This is a genomic window from Saccharopolyspora sp. NPDC003752, from assembly GCF_053605825.1.
Window position 1 is genome coordinate 96,841 of sequence record NZ_JBSGJZ010000012.1, and the last position, 17,418, is coordinate 114,258.

Below are 17,418 nucleotides of genomic sequence, written 5' to 3' on the forward strand. Positions count from 1 at the left end.
GGCACCGCGTGCGCCACCGCGCGGGCAGCCCACTCCGACAGCGTGCCGTGGCCTGCCTGTCGCGGATCGGGGTTGAAGCCGGTCACCGTGACGCCCTTGTCCAGGCCGCGGCCCAGATCGGTCAGCAGCGGCAGGTCATCCGGGAGTCGCTCGCTGGACACCGGCGCACCGGTGTGCGGATGCGTGCCTGCGGCACCCGTGTCGGACCGGACGTACCGCACGCCATCACGGATGACGACATCGATGAACCGACTGCTCGTGCCGTTCGGGTACGGACTGATCGCCTCCCACTTGCGGTTCGGCTGGCCCAGGAAGTGCTGCCACGCATCCGCCCGGACCCGCACCACCAGGTCCGCGGAGTACATCGTCAGGTTCGTCTTGCGCGACGCGGCGGTCTTCGTCGCGCCGGTCAGCGAATCCTCGTCGCTGTCTGAAAGCCGTGCGGCGAAGCCGAGCCTGGCATCACCAGCGCCGACGAGGACCTGTCCGCTCAGCTCACCCGAAAGGCCGGAGCCGCGCCCGTGCGACACCGACACCTCGGACTTGGTGACGTTCTCCCACCGCGCGTCGCCCGTGACGGGACCGAGCGCGCGCTCGTTGTACACGCGCATCTCGAAGCCGCCGCGCTGCATCCGGTCGAAGAAGGTTCCTTCCCGGCCGCCCTCGTCCAGGACCTGGATCCCGCGGAACATCCCCGCCACCCGGGTCCGCCACCACTCCGGGTCGAGGTCCATCACGAACTTCGGATCGTGGCTGCGCTCGCGGGCGGGCGCATCCTGCTGCTCGGATGCCTCGTTCGCTGCGGTGGCAGGCAGGATCGCCGCCCGCACCTTGCCGAAACCTCCGGTCACGGCGTGCTTCACCGCGTCGAACGCGTCGACCACCCGCACCCGGCCGCGTTCGTACCTGCCGTCCTTGGCCGCCAGCGCGGCCGAGATCTGCGCTTCGCGGAACGCTTCGTTGACCGCCTGGTAGCCGTCGGCGACCGACACGACCGCCGAGTCCCGCATGCCCACCCGGTGGGCCTCGTCGAAGTTGTGCACGTCCTGCCGCTGCGGCAGGCCCGGACTCCAGCCACCGTCGCCGGTCCCGTCGAGCAAGAACCGCGCGACGCGGTACTCGGCGTGGGCGGGGAACACGATCCGCGTCGGCCCGAATCCGCCCACCGAGCGCGACAAGCCGCGCCACAGGCTGCGGTCGCGGGTCTCGGTGACCTTCATCTCGAGCGTGACCGCGCGGGAGACCAGGTCCGCCTTCCCGGAGTACTTCAGCCTGGACCCGGTGGTGGCCGACACCCCGAATCCGCTGGAGACCGACCGGTCGCCCCGAGCGCCTCCGCCTACGACTCCTCCGACGTAGACCTTCGCGCCGTACCCGTCATCCCGGACCTTCCTGCGCAGCCCGGCGGCCACCTGCGCGTTCCAGCCGAACGCACCCTTCAAGCCGCCCCGCCACCCCGTGTTGCGCAGCCGCGTCGCGTGGAAGCTCGCGTCCTTGTCCAGGCCCTGGCGGTGCGTCACCTCGCCCAGGACGCCGTTGACCTCGAAGGCGAACGTGCGGCCGCCGACCTTGACCTCGACGCGGTACGGCTGGGCCGCCCGGCCCTTGATCGCATCGAACCGGCTCTCCAGCGCGTGCGGGCCGAGTCCGGCACCGAGCTGCCGGTCCACCTCCGCCCAGTCCACTGTGGTCTCGTCGATGCCGGCGTTCGCGAGACGCGTGCGGACGTGCCGGCCGGCCTCCGCGAGGAGCTGGGATGCCCCGCGCAACTTGACCAGCGACGTGAACATGCCATCGCCGTCGAGGACGGCCTGCGTCCGCTGCCGCTCCGCACCGCTCACGTCGCGCCCGCGCGGCCCGCTCAGCCCGGCCCGCAGCTGGTTCTCCGGGTCCAGGGCGTGCTTCAGCACCGCCTCGAACTCGTCGGCATCCGCCTCGCGGACCCAGACGTACACGGCCCCGCCGGTGCGCGGCACCGCCACCGGATCCGACATACCGCGGGCCCCGGGACGCGCGCGGTACTCCGCGGCGAAGGACAGATCGAGCCGGTACCGCCGCGCACCCTCCTGCTCGACCGACTTGTCCTTGGTCGTGGCCCCCGACCGGATCGCGTAGGAGTCCTCGCGCGTGGCGGCGATCCCGGCCTGCACCAGCGGACCGACCTGCGGCGACGGCTGCTTCCCGTCCGCTTCCGACTTGGGCGGGTCGGCGAGCAGCCTCAGCCGGACCCCGAACTCGTTGCCGGAAACCGTGCTCTTGACCAGCTGGTCCTCGTTGGAGGCGCGCCAGATCTCGCCGGTCGCGATGTCGACGGATCCGTCGCCGACCCGTTCGAAGCCCTTCAGCTGCGGCCTGATCCGCACCTTGACCTCGGGGTGCTTCGACCAGTCCGAGCCGGGTCGGGTGAGGGCGTCCGGGAAGACCGTCCGCTTGGTGATGTCGATGCCGTGCACCAGGCCTTCGGCGGTCTCCTCGACCAGCGCGGTGGCATCGATGCTGGTGGAGAGGTTGCCGTTCAGCGTGGAGTCCTGCCGCACCCAGTCCGGCAGGCTGGTCATGATCCGGTGCTGCAGGTCACCGACGTTGGCGTAGGTGTCCACGTTCGCGATCAGCTGCTGGGCCTCGACCGGCATCGGGACCGGGTCGGGGGACGAGAAGCGCCCGGCTCCTTCGGCTGTCGCGGCCGGCGTTTCGAGCAGCGATTTCGGGTACGCCAGGCGCACCATCGGGCCGAACGCGATGGTCTGCGACTGGTCGCCCAGCTGCCAGCGCAGCTGGAAGTTCACGTCGAACACCTGGTTCTGCGAGCCGAGCTTCGCAGTGCGCTCCCGCACCACCCAGCGCTTGCCGCTCGTCGTGGTGGAGCGGCCATCGCCCGCACCGATGTAGAGCAGCGCCCGCAGGTTGAGCGTGACGGCCGCTACGTCCTTGATCAGGTCGCCGAGGAAGCCGGAGACGGCGGCAACGTTGGCCTTGCGGGTGAGCGTCCGGCTGGACAGCTCCCTCGGGCTCGTCTCCAGCTTCGTGCTCCCCGTGGGCAACGCTTGCAGCTCTTCGGCGCTCAGCTGCACCGGCCGGACACCCGTCCGCTCCAACCGCAGCACGGCGTCCCTGAGCCCATCGGGCGTCGTGATGCGGAACGTCCTGCCGCCGGAGAGCGCCTGCAGCAGACCCGCCTCGCCACGCAGCCGTCCGTACGCGGTCAGCTGCTCCCGCAACTCCTGCAGCTGCGCCTGGTCCACGGGCAAGTTGGCGACGAGGTTCTCGATCAGGTCGTGATCGACCCCGTGATCGTTGCGGGTTCCCGACCAGACGCCTTCGCTGGGCAACAGGCGCGAATGCTGCGAGATCACCCCGTCCCGCAGCAGTTCCGCCGGCTGCGGATCGTGCCGCTCAACTGCCTCGTCGACCTCCAACACAACCTCCTGGCCCGAGACATCCGCATCGTTGGGCCTGGTGGCAGCGTCGAAGGGCGCCGCCTCCTCCTGCCTGACGTCGAACTCCACCTTCGGGCCGGCCAGCGCGTTCTCACCTACCAGCCGGTGCTCCGTCCACTCGGAGGAGAAATGCCGCTTGGAGCTGATCAGCACGTCGAACTTCGTGCTCGCGCTGTAGCGGCGCCACGTCACTTCCCCGGTCTCGGTGTAGTGCTCCCGCTGCGTGGTGTTGGACATGCCCCTGGACGTGGAGTCGCCATGCCCCATCCCGGCCTCGGGGCTTCCGTAGGCGGAGGCATCGCCGCTGAGGACCCCGAAGCCCATACCCATGTTGCCGCTGCGGTCGTGGACCTCCGCGTTGCTCTCGGACCGATTCTGGCCGTGCGCTTCCCGGTGCGCGCTCGCGGTCCATTCGTGCTGGAAACGCGGATCGGTCAGCCGGGGACGGATCCGCACCTTGTAGTCGGTCGACAGGAAGCGGTCCTGGATCTGGAACTCGGTCGTGTAACCGTCCTCGCCGAGCAGCTGCCGACCGTTGCCCAGATTGGCCACCAGCATTTCCGGCGAGAACAGCTCCTCCAGCTTCGCCCGGTTGGGCGTGCCGGGCCCGAACCAGCGGCGCACCGAGCCGGGATTGCTCCCGGCCGCTGCGATGGCCTCCACAACGCCGGTGACCAGCTGCTCGTCGTGGCGTGCCTTGGCGAGCTGGAACGACCGCGTGGCGCGCGCAGCTGTCGTGATCTCGATCCGGGTGCCCGAACCGGTGCTCTCGAGGTCCTGCTGGAGCAGGTGCTCCGGCGTGGTCAGATCGACCGTCCCGCGCACGGTCTTGAGCTCCGGCGGAATGGTGATCTCGCGCCGACCTGGGTTCAGATAGGTGGACGGCCCGAACCCGCCTTCGGTGATCGTGGACAGCAGCAGCGGCGGCACCTTGTGCTTGTGCACCACGAACTCCAGCTCCACGGGAGCCCGCACCGACGCCTGTTGGCCCATCTCGGTGCGGTCCTGCCGGTAGTCGCTGGTCTCGTTGGACTGCGCGATGCCACCTTCGGTGGACGTCGCCCCCCATGCGCCCGGTATCTGCGCCATGTCGTCCGGCAGACGGGTGCCCGAACCGGGGACCTCCGGCGTCGTGCTGAAGCCGAATGCCGCTCCCGCGCTGCGGGAGCTGCTCTGGCCGACGCCGCGTGAGCCGGTGACCTCCACATAGCCGGAGGTCGCGCCACCGCCCTGCTGGTGGAGGCGTTCGACCGGCCCCGGGGCCTGCTTGGCTCGGACGGTGAAGGTGTAGTAGTTCGTGCCGAACCACTGGGCGCGGAACAGGTTTCGGCGCCACCCGCCGTTGAGCACCTGGCGGAGGTTCGCCTCGCTGTCGAGCTGCCGCAACATCCGGGTGGCGTCGAACAGCGGTGCGGGCTCGCCGGATCGCGGATCCCAGCCGGGGAACAGCTCCGGAGCGGCGTGCGCGAGCGCCTGGATGGCCCGGTCGGACAGCCGCTGCGAGCCGGGGGTGCGCTGCTGGTCGACGGTGAAGCCGGTCACCGCGACGTTCTTGTCCAGCCCTTGCCCCAGGTCGGTCACCAGCGACAGGTCGTCGGGGAGTCGCTCGCTCGACACCGGTGGGCCGGCGCTGTCCCGCGTCCCGGCGGGACCCGTGTCCGGGCGGACGTACCGCACGCCGTCCCGGATGACCAGCTCGACGAACTCGCTGCTGGCGCCGTTCGGGTACGGGCTGATCACGGCCCACTTCCGGTTCGGCTGCCCCAGGAACTGCTGCCACGCGTCAGCCCGGACCCGCACCACCAGATCCCCGGTGTACAGCGCCAGGTTCGTCTTCCTGGAGGTGCTCACCTTCGTCGACGCGGTGAGGGAGTCGTCGTGCCCCGACGATGACTGCGCACCGACACCGAGCGACGCGTCCCCGACGCCGTAGAGGAACTGGGCCGTGGCCTCGCCCGAGACGCCCCTGCCAGGACCGTGCGATACCGAGGATCCGGACGTGGTGGTGTTCTCCCACTCCGCATGGCCCTCGACCGTGCCCAGCCGGCGCTCGTTGTGCACCCGCATTTCGATGCCGCCGCGTTGCATCCGGTCGAACAGGGTGCCCTTGCGGCCGCCTCGGTCCAGGACCTGGGTGCCGTGGAACATCCCCGCCAGGCGGGTCTGCCACCACTCCGCGTCCAGGTCCATGACGAACTTCGGTCCGTGGTCGCGCCGAGCCGGCGCCTGGCCGCCATCTCCGGCCGGGGCACCGTCACGCTCGGCCGCGCTGCGACCACCGATCTTGCTGGGAAGGCCGGTCACCGCGTCGACCACGCTGTCGAACGCATTGACCGCTCGCAGCCGCGCGCGCTCGTACCGCCCGTCCTTGGCCGAGCGAGCAGCCGAGACCTGCGCTTCCCGGAACGCCTTGTTGACCTCCTCGAAAACATCCGCGACCGACACGACCGCCGCGTCCCGCATGTCCACCGAGGCGTCCTCGCCGAACGCGCGTCCGTCGGCTTGGACCGGCTCCGCGGGCCGCCACTGCTCGGATCCCGCTCCGTCGAGCAGGAATCGCGCGATCCGGTACTGGACCTCGGCCTGCACCGTGAACTCGGCAGGTGGTGGCTTGCCCTCCCGCAGCCGGCGCAGCAGCGCATCGGGCAGGGCATCGCTCCAGGACTTCGGCCCGGTCTCGGTGACGCCCAACTTGAAGTCGACCGCTCGGGAGACCAGATCCGCCTTACCGGAGTACTTCAACCGCATCCCGGAGTCGGCGTTCACCCCGGACCCGTCGGAGGCGCTGTTCTCGCGCCGGCCACCCACGCCGACGACCCCGCCGAGATAGGTGCTCGCGCCGTAACCGGTGGCCCGTGCGGTCGTGCGGGCCCAGAAACTCGCCCGCGCGCCCCGGCCGAAGGCGCCGCTGAGGCGGGTCTGCCAGCCGGTGCTGCGCGACCGGGTCGCGCTGAAGCTCACGTCGTTGGCCAACTGGTGATGAGCCGTCACGTCGCCGAGTTCGGCCTCGACCTCGAAGGTGAACGTCCGGCCACCGGCCCCGACCACGAACCGGTACGGCCGGGGGTCGCGGCCCGAGATCGCGTCGAGGCTGTTCAGCAGCCGATGCGGAGCCAAGCCGCCGAGCTGCTTGTCCACATTGGCCCAGTCCACTGCGGACAGATCGACACCGGCGGCGATCAGCCGCTCGCGGACGTGTTCCCGGGCGGCGTCGCGGAGTTCCACTTCGCCCCGCATCCGGTCCAGGGACGTGAACATGCCATCGCCGTCGAGAACGGCCTTCGCCTGGTCCCGCACTGCGGCGTCCAGGCTGCCCTCGCGCGGGCGGAAGGGCACCAGCGGCGGGTTCTCCGCATCCAGCGCGTGATTCAGCGCGGACTCGAACGCGGTCATGTCGCTGCGGCGGACCCACACGTAAACGGCACCGTCGCTCGGCTCCACCTGCACCGCTTCGGGCTGGTTCCGTCCGCCTTGGCGCGCGGTGATCTCGGCGGCGAGCGACACGTCGAGCCGATACCGCTGGGCACCTTCGTGCTCGATCGACTTGTCCTTCTTGCTGCCGCCGGCGCTTTCCTCGTAGCCTTCCTGCCGCTTGGACTTGGCCGAGACCTGCGCCTCCGGGCCGACGCGCACGGGAATTCCCTTGTTCCCGTCCACGCTCCCGGTTCCGATCTGCGGAAGCCAACGCGCCCGCAGCCCGCCCTCGGCGCTGGAGCTCATGTTCTTGGCGAGCCTGCTGCTCTTCGTCGTCCGCCAGATCTCGCCGGTGCCCACATCCTCGCGAACATCGCCGACACGCTCGAAGCCCTTCAGCTTCGACTCGACGAGCACGCTGACCTCGGGCACGTTGGACCAACCTCGGCCTGGCCGGGACAGCAGTTTCGGGTTGACCGCTCGGTGGGTGATACCGACGCCGTTCACCAGGCCCTCGGCGGTCTCCTCCTCCAGCAGCGCCGCGTCGACGCTGGCGGAGATGTCACGGCTCAGCCCGGTGTGCTTGCGAACCCATTCCGGCAGGCTGTCCAGGATGTTGCGCTGCAGACCGCCGACCTTGGTGTAGGTCTCGACGTTGGCGATCAGCTGCTGGACCTCGTGCGGCAGCGACGGCAGTTGTCGCTCGGTGGCGGCCTCGGCACCTGATTCCCCCGACGTGGACACGGTCTGGGGCAGCGGCAGGTCCAGGACGGCGCCGGTCTGCGCCAACATCGTGGCGGGATAGGCGAGCCGAACCGCCGGATCGAAACGGGCGCTCCCAGACCGGTCCCCCAGCTGCCAACGCACCTGGAACTTCACGTCGAAGACCTCGTCGCGCGCGCCCAGCTTGGCGGTGTGCTCGCGCACCGCCCAGCGCTTGTCCGCCGACGTGCTGGACCGCCTGCCGCTCGCGCTGACGAACGGAAGGACCCGCAGGTGGAGCAGGGGCGCGCTCGACGCCACGCGGAAGAGACCGGCGATCGCCGCGAACCCGCCAGAACGGGAGAGACCGCTGCTGGAGTGCTGCCGTGGTGCGGTCTCCTGCTTGCTGCGCTGAACCGGCGTGCTCTGCAGGGTTGCCTGGTCGAGTTCCACCGGCGTGACCTCGGTCCGGTCGAACCGCAGGAACAGGCTCTTGGGCCCCTCAGCGGTCGTGACCTCGAACGTCCTGCCGTTGGACAGCGTCTGCAACAGCCCGGCCTCGCCCCGGGCACGCGCGTAGTCGGCCAACTGCTCCCGCAGCTCGGCCTGCTGCTCGGATGTCAGCCCCAGGTCCGCCAGGATGCTGCCGACCAGCTGATCGCCGTCCCCGGTCGGCGACCACACACCTGCGCTGGGCAACAACCGCGACTGCTGCGAAACCACGCCGTCGCGCACGAGTTCGGCGGGCAACAGCGCGTCGACGCCGTGGTCGATGGCCTCCGGCTCGGTCTTGTGCGATGCCTCATCGTCCACCACGACCTGCGTCTCGGCCGCGGCAGCTGCCGCACTGCTCGATCCCATGGGAGCCAGCTCCAACACCTCGGTGTCGGACTTCGTCCCGCCGGGAAGACCGTGGTGGCCCTGGAGGCCATGCTCGGCAGCAAGAGCGCGGGCTCGGCTGGTGGCGGCGTGCTCGCCACTCGTGTGCAGGCTGTCGGTGACCAGAACGACGATGTCGTTGATCAACGCCATCCGAGCGGCCTGCACGGGCGTGGGCTCGCCGATGTAGAGCGGCCAGCCGGTCGCACCGACGGTGATCTGCCGAGCCCGGGTGGTGAGCTCGTCGAACTTGCCCTCGGCCAACTTGCCGAGCCGCTCGCGGGCGGAGTCGACCTCGTGCGCCAAACCAGCTCTGGACCGTTCATACCCGGGGATCGCCGACGCCTCGGCAGGGAAGTCGGCTTCCGGCGACTGGGTACCGGTCTCATCTGGCGTGCCCACCGGTGAGCTCGGCGACGTGTCGTCGTCGGTCTCGCCCGAGTCGGACCGCGGTGAAGGATCGGCTGCGGCGCTGACGTTGCCAGCGATCGCCGCCCGCAGCTGCGCCAGCACCAGGTTGAATTCCGTTGTGCTTCCGCTTCTCAGCGCACGCTCGATCGGTTCGTTGAACGACGCCAGCCACGCCTGGTCGACGACGCTGGTCTCCCCGTCCAACGTGCGCTGCTGGATGTAGCTCTGGACTTCCGCCGCGATCAGCTCCGCGGCTGCCTTCGACGGGTAGTCCGGCAGCCCGGCGAAAGCGTTCGAGTTCAACACGAAATCGCCCGGCTGGTACGTCACGCCGCCAGCGCTTACCTCGGCGTCCCCTACGTACCTGACGCCGATGATGAACTGTTCTCCGATACCACCGGCAAAGGCGATCTCCCGTTCGCGGTGCATCGTCGTCGCGGGGCCGAGCGTGTGGTTCACCGAGATCCCGCCCGGCGCGAACATCCAGTACTGCCACGGCGCCCCGCCCTGCTGGCGGTAGTACGAGCTGCGCGTCGTGCTCACGAACATCGAGCTCGTGTTCTTCTCCACGAACTCCACCAGCGAGACGTTGTGGCCGTCCGCTGCCCTGTTCCCCGGGTTCAACGGCGAGAAACCCGGTCGCCAGCCCTCTCCGCCGCTGCCGGGATCCCGCTTGTCGCTGAGGACCTGGTCGGGCGAACGCTTGTCGATGCGGTACACGAACATCGGCTCGTCGATCACCAGCGGCCGCGGCACGACATCCTCGACAGCGACGGGATCGACCGCGGCCGGCGGCTGGTTGCCCGTCCACGGGTGCCCCGAGAATCCGGTGATGCCGGGATCGACCGGGTGCATTTCCCCGATCCGCGTGCGGACCAGCCTGTCCGGTCCAGACCAGAAGTACTCGTCGCCGAATACCTCGCCCTTGACGCTGATGTCTTCTCGGACACCGACCGCGACGATCTCGACCGTGCCGTCCGGCCTGGCGGTGCGGAGCCACCGCCCGTCCGAGCTGTACTGCACGATCTGCCCGTTCCGCAGGCCCGGCGGACTCCACAGCTCCCAGGTCGCATAGGACAGGTGCACATTGCCAACGCGCCGGGGGCGGTTCTCGTCCAGCGTGATACCAGACCGGGCAGGGCCGGGGAATCCGCTTGCCACCACGCGAGTCCCCGGGTCGAAGACCTGGACGTCGCCGTAGACCAGATCGACCTGGCGCGTCGCCGTGACGTATGCCAGGCGCTGGAAGTAGTAGTTCCCGTTCTCCCCCCAGTGCTGGAAGACGAGCATCGCACGCCCACGGATCTCGCCGCGCCAGGTGCCGAGGTGGGCCGCACCCAGCCGGTCGACGAGCAGCACCTGATTTCCATTGCCGGCGCGCAAGAAGTAGCCGACCTGCACGTCGCCGCGGAAGATCGGCTCTCCATGTTGAGAGGTGAACGTGGTCGCGTCGACGTGCACCTCCGTGCCGTCGTTGAGCACGGTGTCGGGCAGGGCGAACGGGTCGTCCACGGATTGCACCACCGGGCTCGCCGCGCCGTCCAGCTGTTGCGCATGGTCCTGGCCAGGCGAGTGCTGCGACGTTTCCGGAACGTTCGCCCGACTCTCGGTGGCGACCTCCTCGAGCACGGTTCCATCGTCGTCGTTCGAAATCACCCGGAACCGGGTGCCTGCGGGGAAGCCGATCCCGCCGTCCGGCAGGAGCCGGGCCGAACTCCACCCCGCGCCGGCCGGAGGCCGGAACACCGCCGTGCCGGCAGCGTCGTTCGACGACGCGAAGACCGCGTCAGGCAGGACCATCTCCCTGCCGGGCCTCGCGAAGGCCAACCAGTCCATCGAACTGGTCGCACGGACGACCGGCACGCTCGCCGGAGCCGTCGGGAACCTGCGCAAGCCGTTGTTGGCCAACGCTTCGAGCAGCATCCTCGCGGCCTGGCGATGCGGGGACCGTGGTAGGGAGTTGAGGAAACCCTCCGAGTTCAGGACGCCGGAGGCCGCTTGGTGTGCCGCCAGGGCTTCCACCCTGGCTGGACCATCACCATCCAGGAGGTGGAACATGTTGTGCTCGAACAGGAACGGCATCGCCTCAAGAACCACGCCCGTGAGCTGGTCCTGGCTCCAACGACTCTGGTAGAAGTCGCTGTCGGCTTCCGTCGCGGTGAATCCCTCGACGACCCGCCTCGCTGCCGTCGCGGGGTCCTGCCAACCCGACATCCAGTTGACGGCCGAATCCAGCACGCCACCGAGGTTGGACAGCGCTTCGATGTCGACGTGCCGAAGCTGCTCGGCGTTCTCGATACCCGACTTCTTGAGGTACGGCTGCAGGCTGCCGGTGAACAGATTCAGATCGGCGAGATCATCGGCGCCGAACCGGTCATCCGACGCGAACGCCTGCACCAACGCGGTCAATGTCGCTTCGTCGAAGCCAGGAGTGCCGCGAAGCAGTTCCAGCTTCTGAGGGTCGACACCGGCAAGGGCCTGGTTCGGCACCTGCGACGCCGCATCGGTCGGCCCCGCCGGTGCGTCGGCTTCGACGGCCGGTTCGCTGCTCGGCTCTGCCGCGTCCTGCGGCGGCGCCTCGGCGTGCACCGACGCGCCGTCCGACGACGCGGAGCCTTCGTGGGGAGCATCAGCGTCTTCTGCGGTATTCGTGGAGGGCTGGCCGGAGTTCATGACCCACGTGGCGAGGCCGGTGAGGGAGCGGTCGGGTCCGGTGAGGTTCTCCGGAACGCCTCTGTCCGACAGGGTGGAGTCGACCAGCCGGGAACGAAGCACGTCCGTCCACGCGTCCCTGCGGTCCAGGCCCGCGGCCACCCTCTCCCGGACCGCCCGTTGAACTTCCGGCTCGGTGGCCAGCCTGGTCAGTTGCCCAGCGGGTACGCCCAGCTCCCGTGCGATCGACGCCCGGTTCGCGGCGAACTCGAACTCGCCCGGCCACGCGGCCGAGTCGTACGAACCAGCCCAGTTCGACGGGCCGGCCACGGCCTGCTGCTCGTCGGCCACCTCGGGATCAGACGGTGTCCCGCCTAGCAAACCGCGAGTCCGTCGAACACCGTGTTGGACCGCAAGATCATGCGCGAGTTGACGCGCGGCACCCTCGTCGCCGTCACTGTGCAGACTGTGCGCGACGAGAGCGGCGATGTCGTTGAGCAATTCCAACCGCGCGGCTTGCTCGCCGGTGGGCTCGCCGATGTACATCGGCCAGTCGCTCTCGCCATTGGTGATCGACCGGGCATTGGCGGTGACCTTGCGGTGTTCGTCCTCGCCGAGCTTGGCAAGGCTGTTACGAGCTTTGGCGACCTTCTCCCGCAGGCGCGCACGGGAATCTTCGTACGCGGTGATCAAGGACGCGTCGGCAGATGTGTCACGACTGCTTCGGTCTTCCGGCCCGGACTCGTAGCCGGACTCGGCGAGGCTCTCTCGGTCGGGCGACTGCGTCTCCCGACCGACGTCGTCCAGCACCAGATCGAGGGCGTCCACGGACGCCGCCGTACCGGGTAGCTCGTCCACCGGCCGTTGGGATTCGGCCTGCGCGTGCTGCGGGCTTTCCTGGTTCGTCTTGGACTTCGTCACGGGCGAGCCCGCGTGGGCCACCGCTTCGGTTTTCTCGGGGGCCTGGGTCGTCTGCGGCACCGGGGCCGACGGGGCCTTCGTCGTCGCGGTCACCTGGACGTCCGCAGGCCGGGCCGACCCGGTCTTGCCGGTCGCCGACGAGGAGGCGGTCGCGTCCTGCTGCTTCGCCTGTCCGCTCTGCGCGGGCTGCGTCGAGGACTGCGCAGACGCACCGGCCGGCGTGGTCGACGACGGGTTGGAACCCGCGTTCGCGTTTCCGGCGCCCGAAGTGGACGAACCGCCAGCGGCAGTCGTGGACGGCGTGCTGCCGGATTGCGGAGCCGTTCCTGTCGCTCCCGGCTGTTGCTGGGCAACGGCACCGGCACCAGCCTGGGAGCTGACCGGAAGTTGTTGTGCCGAGCCACCACTGACCGTAGATGGGTCGTCCGAAGTGGACTCCGAGTGAGCCGTGGAGCCGGCTCCCTGGTCTTGCCCGGTCGGCGACGTGTCACCGGGACCGTGGTCCTGCGACTGGCTTTGCGACTGCCCTGCGACGTCGGACTGCGGCTCGAAACCGGTGGTGGTCTGGTTCGCATTCGAACCGGACGGTCCGGCCTGCGAGTTGCTCGCCGAGGCCGACGCGTTCGTGTTCGTCGAACCGGTGTTCGTCGAAGCCGAGGCCTGGGAGGGGTTGCCGTTGTGCGCACCGGCGGATACCGGCGACGACGACGTCGAGTTTCCCCCGGCGGAGGACGAAACCTGTTGTCCGGTGGCGGGATTGGTGTTGCCGGGGTTCGTGTTCCCGTTGTTTCCGCCTGCCGGGACCGACGACTCGGGCGTGGATGCCGGCGGGTTCGATCCCGGCCCGGTTCCCGGTGCACTACCGGCACCGGGCGTCGTGCTCCCGCCGGCGCCGGATCCCGACCCGATCGACGACGCGTCGCCCCCCGGCCCTCCGGTCGTCCCGCCTCCGGCCGGCCCGTTCTTCTCGGCCAGGAAGGGGTTTTCGCCCTGCGGCGGCTTGAGGTTCCCGTGGATCCCGGCGCCGATGACGCTCCCCAGGTTCGAGGACAGCCCGGCGCTCATGCCTGCGGTGAACGAGAACCCGTTGGCCTGGAAGCCCTGGCCGATCGCCGCGCTGTAGACGCCCTCGGTGAGGAACTCGTGCAGGCCCTCCTCGATGACTTCGGCGAGGCCCTCGCCGAACTTGTGCGCCCACATGCCCTTCAGCGACATGCCGGCGTACTTTCCCACGCCGTGCGCGCCGAGGTCGCGGCCGACGTGGGTTTCCATGTGGTCGGTGATCTGGGCCGCCAGCTTGGCCAGCGGCGGGAGCTTCGGCAGTTCGGCGGCGTACTTCTTCGCCGCCGACTCCGCCGCGGCCCTGAGGATCTTCTTGTCGATGTCGTTGCCGAGCACCTTGACGAGGCCTTTGCTCAGCATGTTGCCCAGCAGTCCGCCCAGCGCGGACAGCGGCAGCGAGAGCAAGCCACCCATGGCGCCGACACCGACCGCCTGCACGGTGGCCTTGGTGTCCCACTGGTGCCGGCTGCCCTTGGCCATCTGGATGCCCTGCGCCACCGCGTCGATCGCCACCTGGAAGGCGATGCCGAAGAGCTGGGCCTGGAGGATGCGCAGGAGCAGCCGGCCCCAGAGCCGCTTCAGCAGGAACCGGACGATCGCGAACCGGGCCGCGAGCCAGGCCATGCTGCCGCCGAAGGTCGGCCCCGCCATGGCGATCGCCCAGGCCATCTCGACGAGCAGCTCGATCAGCGAGAGGATCGTGACGAGCTTGACGTACTCGGTCTGGACCGACATCTGCTGGAGGAAGTTCGCCGTGTCGTCGAATCCCTGCATCACGTCGTCGAGGTAGCCGGGCGACTCGACCAGTGGTGCCATCCGGTCGGCGAACCGCATCGCGGCCTTCCCGCGGAACTCGCTGCGGATCTTGGCGACGGCGCGAACGACCTCCGGACGGAGGTCGTTGCGCATCCGTCCGGACGCGTTGCGCCACGCCTGCGCGAGGACCAGCATCTGGTCCTCGTTGATCTGCGGCCACTTCTCGCCGGTCAGGACCAGGAAGAGGTTCCCGACCGCTTCGGGCACCATGATCGCCATTGACGGCTACTTCCTGCCGTGCGATTTCACTCCGTCGGTTGCGTTGGTGTTGGCGTCGTCGAACACCTTCGAGGTGTCGACGACTGCCTCGCCATCCGAATCGAGCGACATGCCCAGCATGCGGAGGAATTCGAGCCCGTCCTTCTCACTGGGCTTGTACTTGGACCTGAGCTCCTTGCTGATGTCGTCGCTGCCGCCGATCACCAGGTTCACGCACTGCAGGCTGAGGTCGGAGTGGATGGACCGGGCGAGCTCGGCGAGGTGCGAGAGGTCGACACCCCCCTTTCGCAACGCCTCGACATCGGCGGCGAAATCGTCTCCCTCAGCCATGTCCCTCACCGCCCTTCCGCTCATCGGGCAGGAGATCGTCCATCTCGCTCGCCTGACGCACCGCCTCGTCGAACATGCGGTCCAGGTCGAAATCTCCGCCCAGCACATCGGCGATTCCCGAACCGAAGCCGGTCGGCGCGAGCTGGGAGAACATCGCCAGCGCTTTCCCGGCCGAGCCCTCCTGGGCTTCCCGGACGAGCTCGACGATGCGGTTGGCCAGCTCGGCCGGTGCCAGGCTGCGGTAGCGGGTGCCGTCGAACTTCACGGCCGTCACCCGCTGCTGGTGATCCACCGTGACGGTGATCATCCGGTCCTTGCTGGTGGCCGAGGTGGTTTCCTTCTGGGCCTGCTCCTGGGCCTCGCGGATCTTGGCCTGCTGGGCGCGAAGTTCCGCCATTGCCGCTTCCATCTCGTTGAACAGCGGAGATGACACAACGAGCTCCTTCCCGATCGTCCTCAGTGGATGTTCCCGATCACGCCTGTCCGGACGCGGTCGCCTCCTGCGCGGTCTGCTCCTGCTCCGCGGGCGTGCGGGCCGGCTGGCGCGGGGGCCGAACGGGACCGGCGACGACCTGCTCGTCGAGCTCGTAGTCGGCTTCGTCGGGACGGCCGATCACGTCCCGGCAGGCGTCGGTGTCGGTGCCCCACACGTCTTCGTCCTCGGACAACCAGGTCTGGCGCTCCCGTTCCCGGTCTCCATTGCCCTGGCCGCCCATGCCGCCCATCATTCCGGGCATGAACGGCATGCCGCCCATGCCGGTGGAGCCGGCACCCATGGGCCCGTTCATCTGGAGCATGTTCGGCGGCACCGGCGGCAACGCCCCCGGCGTCCCGCCGCCGAGCCCGAACCCGAGGCCACCCGTTCCGCTTCCGCCGAAGGGGCTGGACCCGCCGCCCCGCGAGGTGCTGCCGTCACCGAAGCCGGAGGGAGCGAAGCCCTCGGGTTTGGTGATCGAATCGAAGTCGGCACCACTCCCGGCCGAGGATCCGCCGGACCCGATGCCGATGCCCGGGTCGAAGCCGGTGCCGGCCGGGGTTTTGACCCCGTCGAAGCCGGCGTCGATGCCGTCTTGTGCTGGGAGAGGTGTCTTGTCATGGCCCGGCAAGCCAACCGCCGGCGGCGTCCCCTTGTCCTTGTTGCCGCCGCCGGTGCCGGAGTTCCCGCCCGGCAGACCTGGGGGCACGATCGGCGGTGGCGCGACCCCGTCGGGGGCGCCGCCGGTGCCGTTTCCGAACTTGCCGCCGCCGTCCCCGCCGCCGGGCCCGTTGGTGGAGGAGTTCGGGTCGCCGAACGGATTCTTCCCACCGGAGTCACCGAGCGGGTTGTTCGTGCCGGAGTCGCCGAACGGGTTGTTGGTGCCGGAGTCGCCGCCGGGGTTTCCGGTCGGGTCGTTGGCGCCGGAATCGCCGAACGGGTTGTTCGCACCGGGATCCCCGCCCGGGCCGGTGCCACCGGGATTTCCGGTCGGCGGGTTCGGGTCGGTGCGCGGCGGGACCGCCTCGGGCATCTCCAGCTTCTGGATCGCCGACCTCGTGTAGTTGAACTTGTCCTCCAGGGTCTTCATCGCCGTGGAGGCCGCCAGGTCCAGCGCCTTGAGGTTGGTGTCCACGGCCGCGAAGATGGCCCGGTTCATCGCGTTCCACGGCGCGGCGGTGGTGAGGTTGCCCTGGATGGGCACGTTGTTGACGTTGGCGGTGAACTCGGCCAGGGACTGCGTGATGTACGAGATCATCTCGTCCGGGGTCTTGCCGTTCATCTTGTAGGTGCTCTGATCGCCGATGACAAGACCTTTGTCCTTCGTCAAGAACTCCCAGATCCGTTTCTCGTACTCGACGATCATGTTGTTCGGCAGGTAGAGCGAGTTGGCCCAGAAGGTCTGGTAGGCGTTCGTGAGAGCCGTGATGGTCTGCACGATCGTCTCCCTGAGCTCCTTCAGCGCTTGGGAAACCGCCACTCCCCGGTCCAGGGTGAGCTGATCGTGCAGGCCTTCCAGCCTGTCGGCGTTCTGGGCCATTCGCCGCTGGATGACCGACGCGGCCTTCCCGCTGAACCCGGAGTCCGTGGAATCGAGCTTGGTCGCCCAGGACCGGAAGTCCTGCCCCGACTCGCTCAGCCACTGCTCGTAGGACCGGATCAGGGTCTCCGCCTCCAGCAGCGTCCCCAGGTCGAGCAGGCCGCTCTTCTGCGACAGCAGGTTGTCGACGACGGTCTTGACCTCCTGGAGGCTCTGCTCCCAGGCGGCCTTGGCGCCGTCGTTGTCGTTGACCTGGTAGTAGATGCGGGCGAACGCCTGGTAGTACAGGTCGACGTTCGGGTCCGCGCGGTTGGAGGCGTTCTCCTTCAACTCCTTGCCGTCGTTGGATTTGGCGGCTTCCCCGCCCGCGCCGGCCGAGTCGTCCGGAGTGGTGTTGCCGCCGGAGCTGCCGCCGCCGGCGATCTGGAACCACTGCACGCCGGCAATCTTCGACCGCAGGTCGGTGCCCTTCCCGGTGAGGGCGAACAGCGCCTGGTGGAAGGTCCACTCGCTGGTCGGTCCCGACAGATCCGTCTTCTGGTCTTCGGGCATGGGGCGCC

Annotated in this window: 4 protein-coding genes (1 of these 4 only partly in view); all 4 read right to left on the reverse strand. The window is 69.2% G+C overall.

Annotation, left to right across the window (positions count from 1 at the left end):
• Tightly spaced (at most 40 nt apart), the 4 genes in view from ACWEV3_RS17810 to ACWEV3_RS17825 form a layout consistent with a single transcriptional unit that may run on beyond the window.
• Positions 1 to 14,513, reverse strand: the 5' portion of a protein-coding gene (locus tag ACWEV3_RS17810) for a scabin-related ADP-ribosyltransferase (protein WP_452614914.1). The gene continues 13,897 nt to the left of window position 1, outside the view; the window shows 14,513 of its 28,410 coding nt (coding positions 1-14,513); the start codon lies at positions 14,511 to 14,513; its stop codon lies beyond the left edge, outside the window.
• A gap of 6 nt (positions 14,514 to 14,519) precedes the next feature.
• The gene (locus tag ACWEV3_RS17815) at positions 14,520 to 14,843 is read right to left on the reverse strand and encodes a hypothetical protein (RefSeq protein WP_452614915.1); all 324 of its coding nucleotides are present in this window, start codon (positions 14,841 to 14,843) and stop codon (positions 14,520 to 14,522) included.
• Positions 14,836 to 15,276: a YbaB/EbfC family nucleoid-associated protein gene (locus ACWEV3_RS17820; RefSeq protein ID WP_452614916.1), complete on the reverse strand. Its 441-nt coding sequence runs from the start codon at positions 15,274 to 15,276 to the stop codon at positions 14,836 to 14,838. Before ACWEV3_RS17820 ends, ACWEV3_RS17815 begins: the two co-directional genes overlap by 8 nt.
• Before the next feature lie 40 nt (positions 15,277 to 15,316).
• On the reverse strand, positions 15,317 to 17,410 hold the full coding sequence (locus ACWEV3_RS17825; RefSeq protein WP_452614917.1) for a hypothetical protein: 2,094 nt from the start codon (positions 17,408 to 17,410) through the stop codon (positions 15,317 to 15,319).
• Positions 17,411 to 17,418 lie beyond the last annotated feature (8 nt).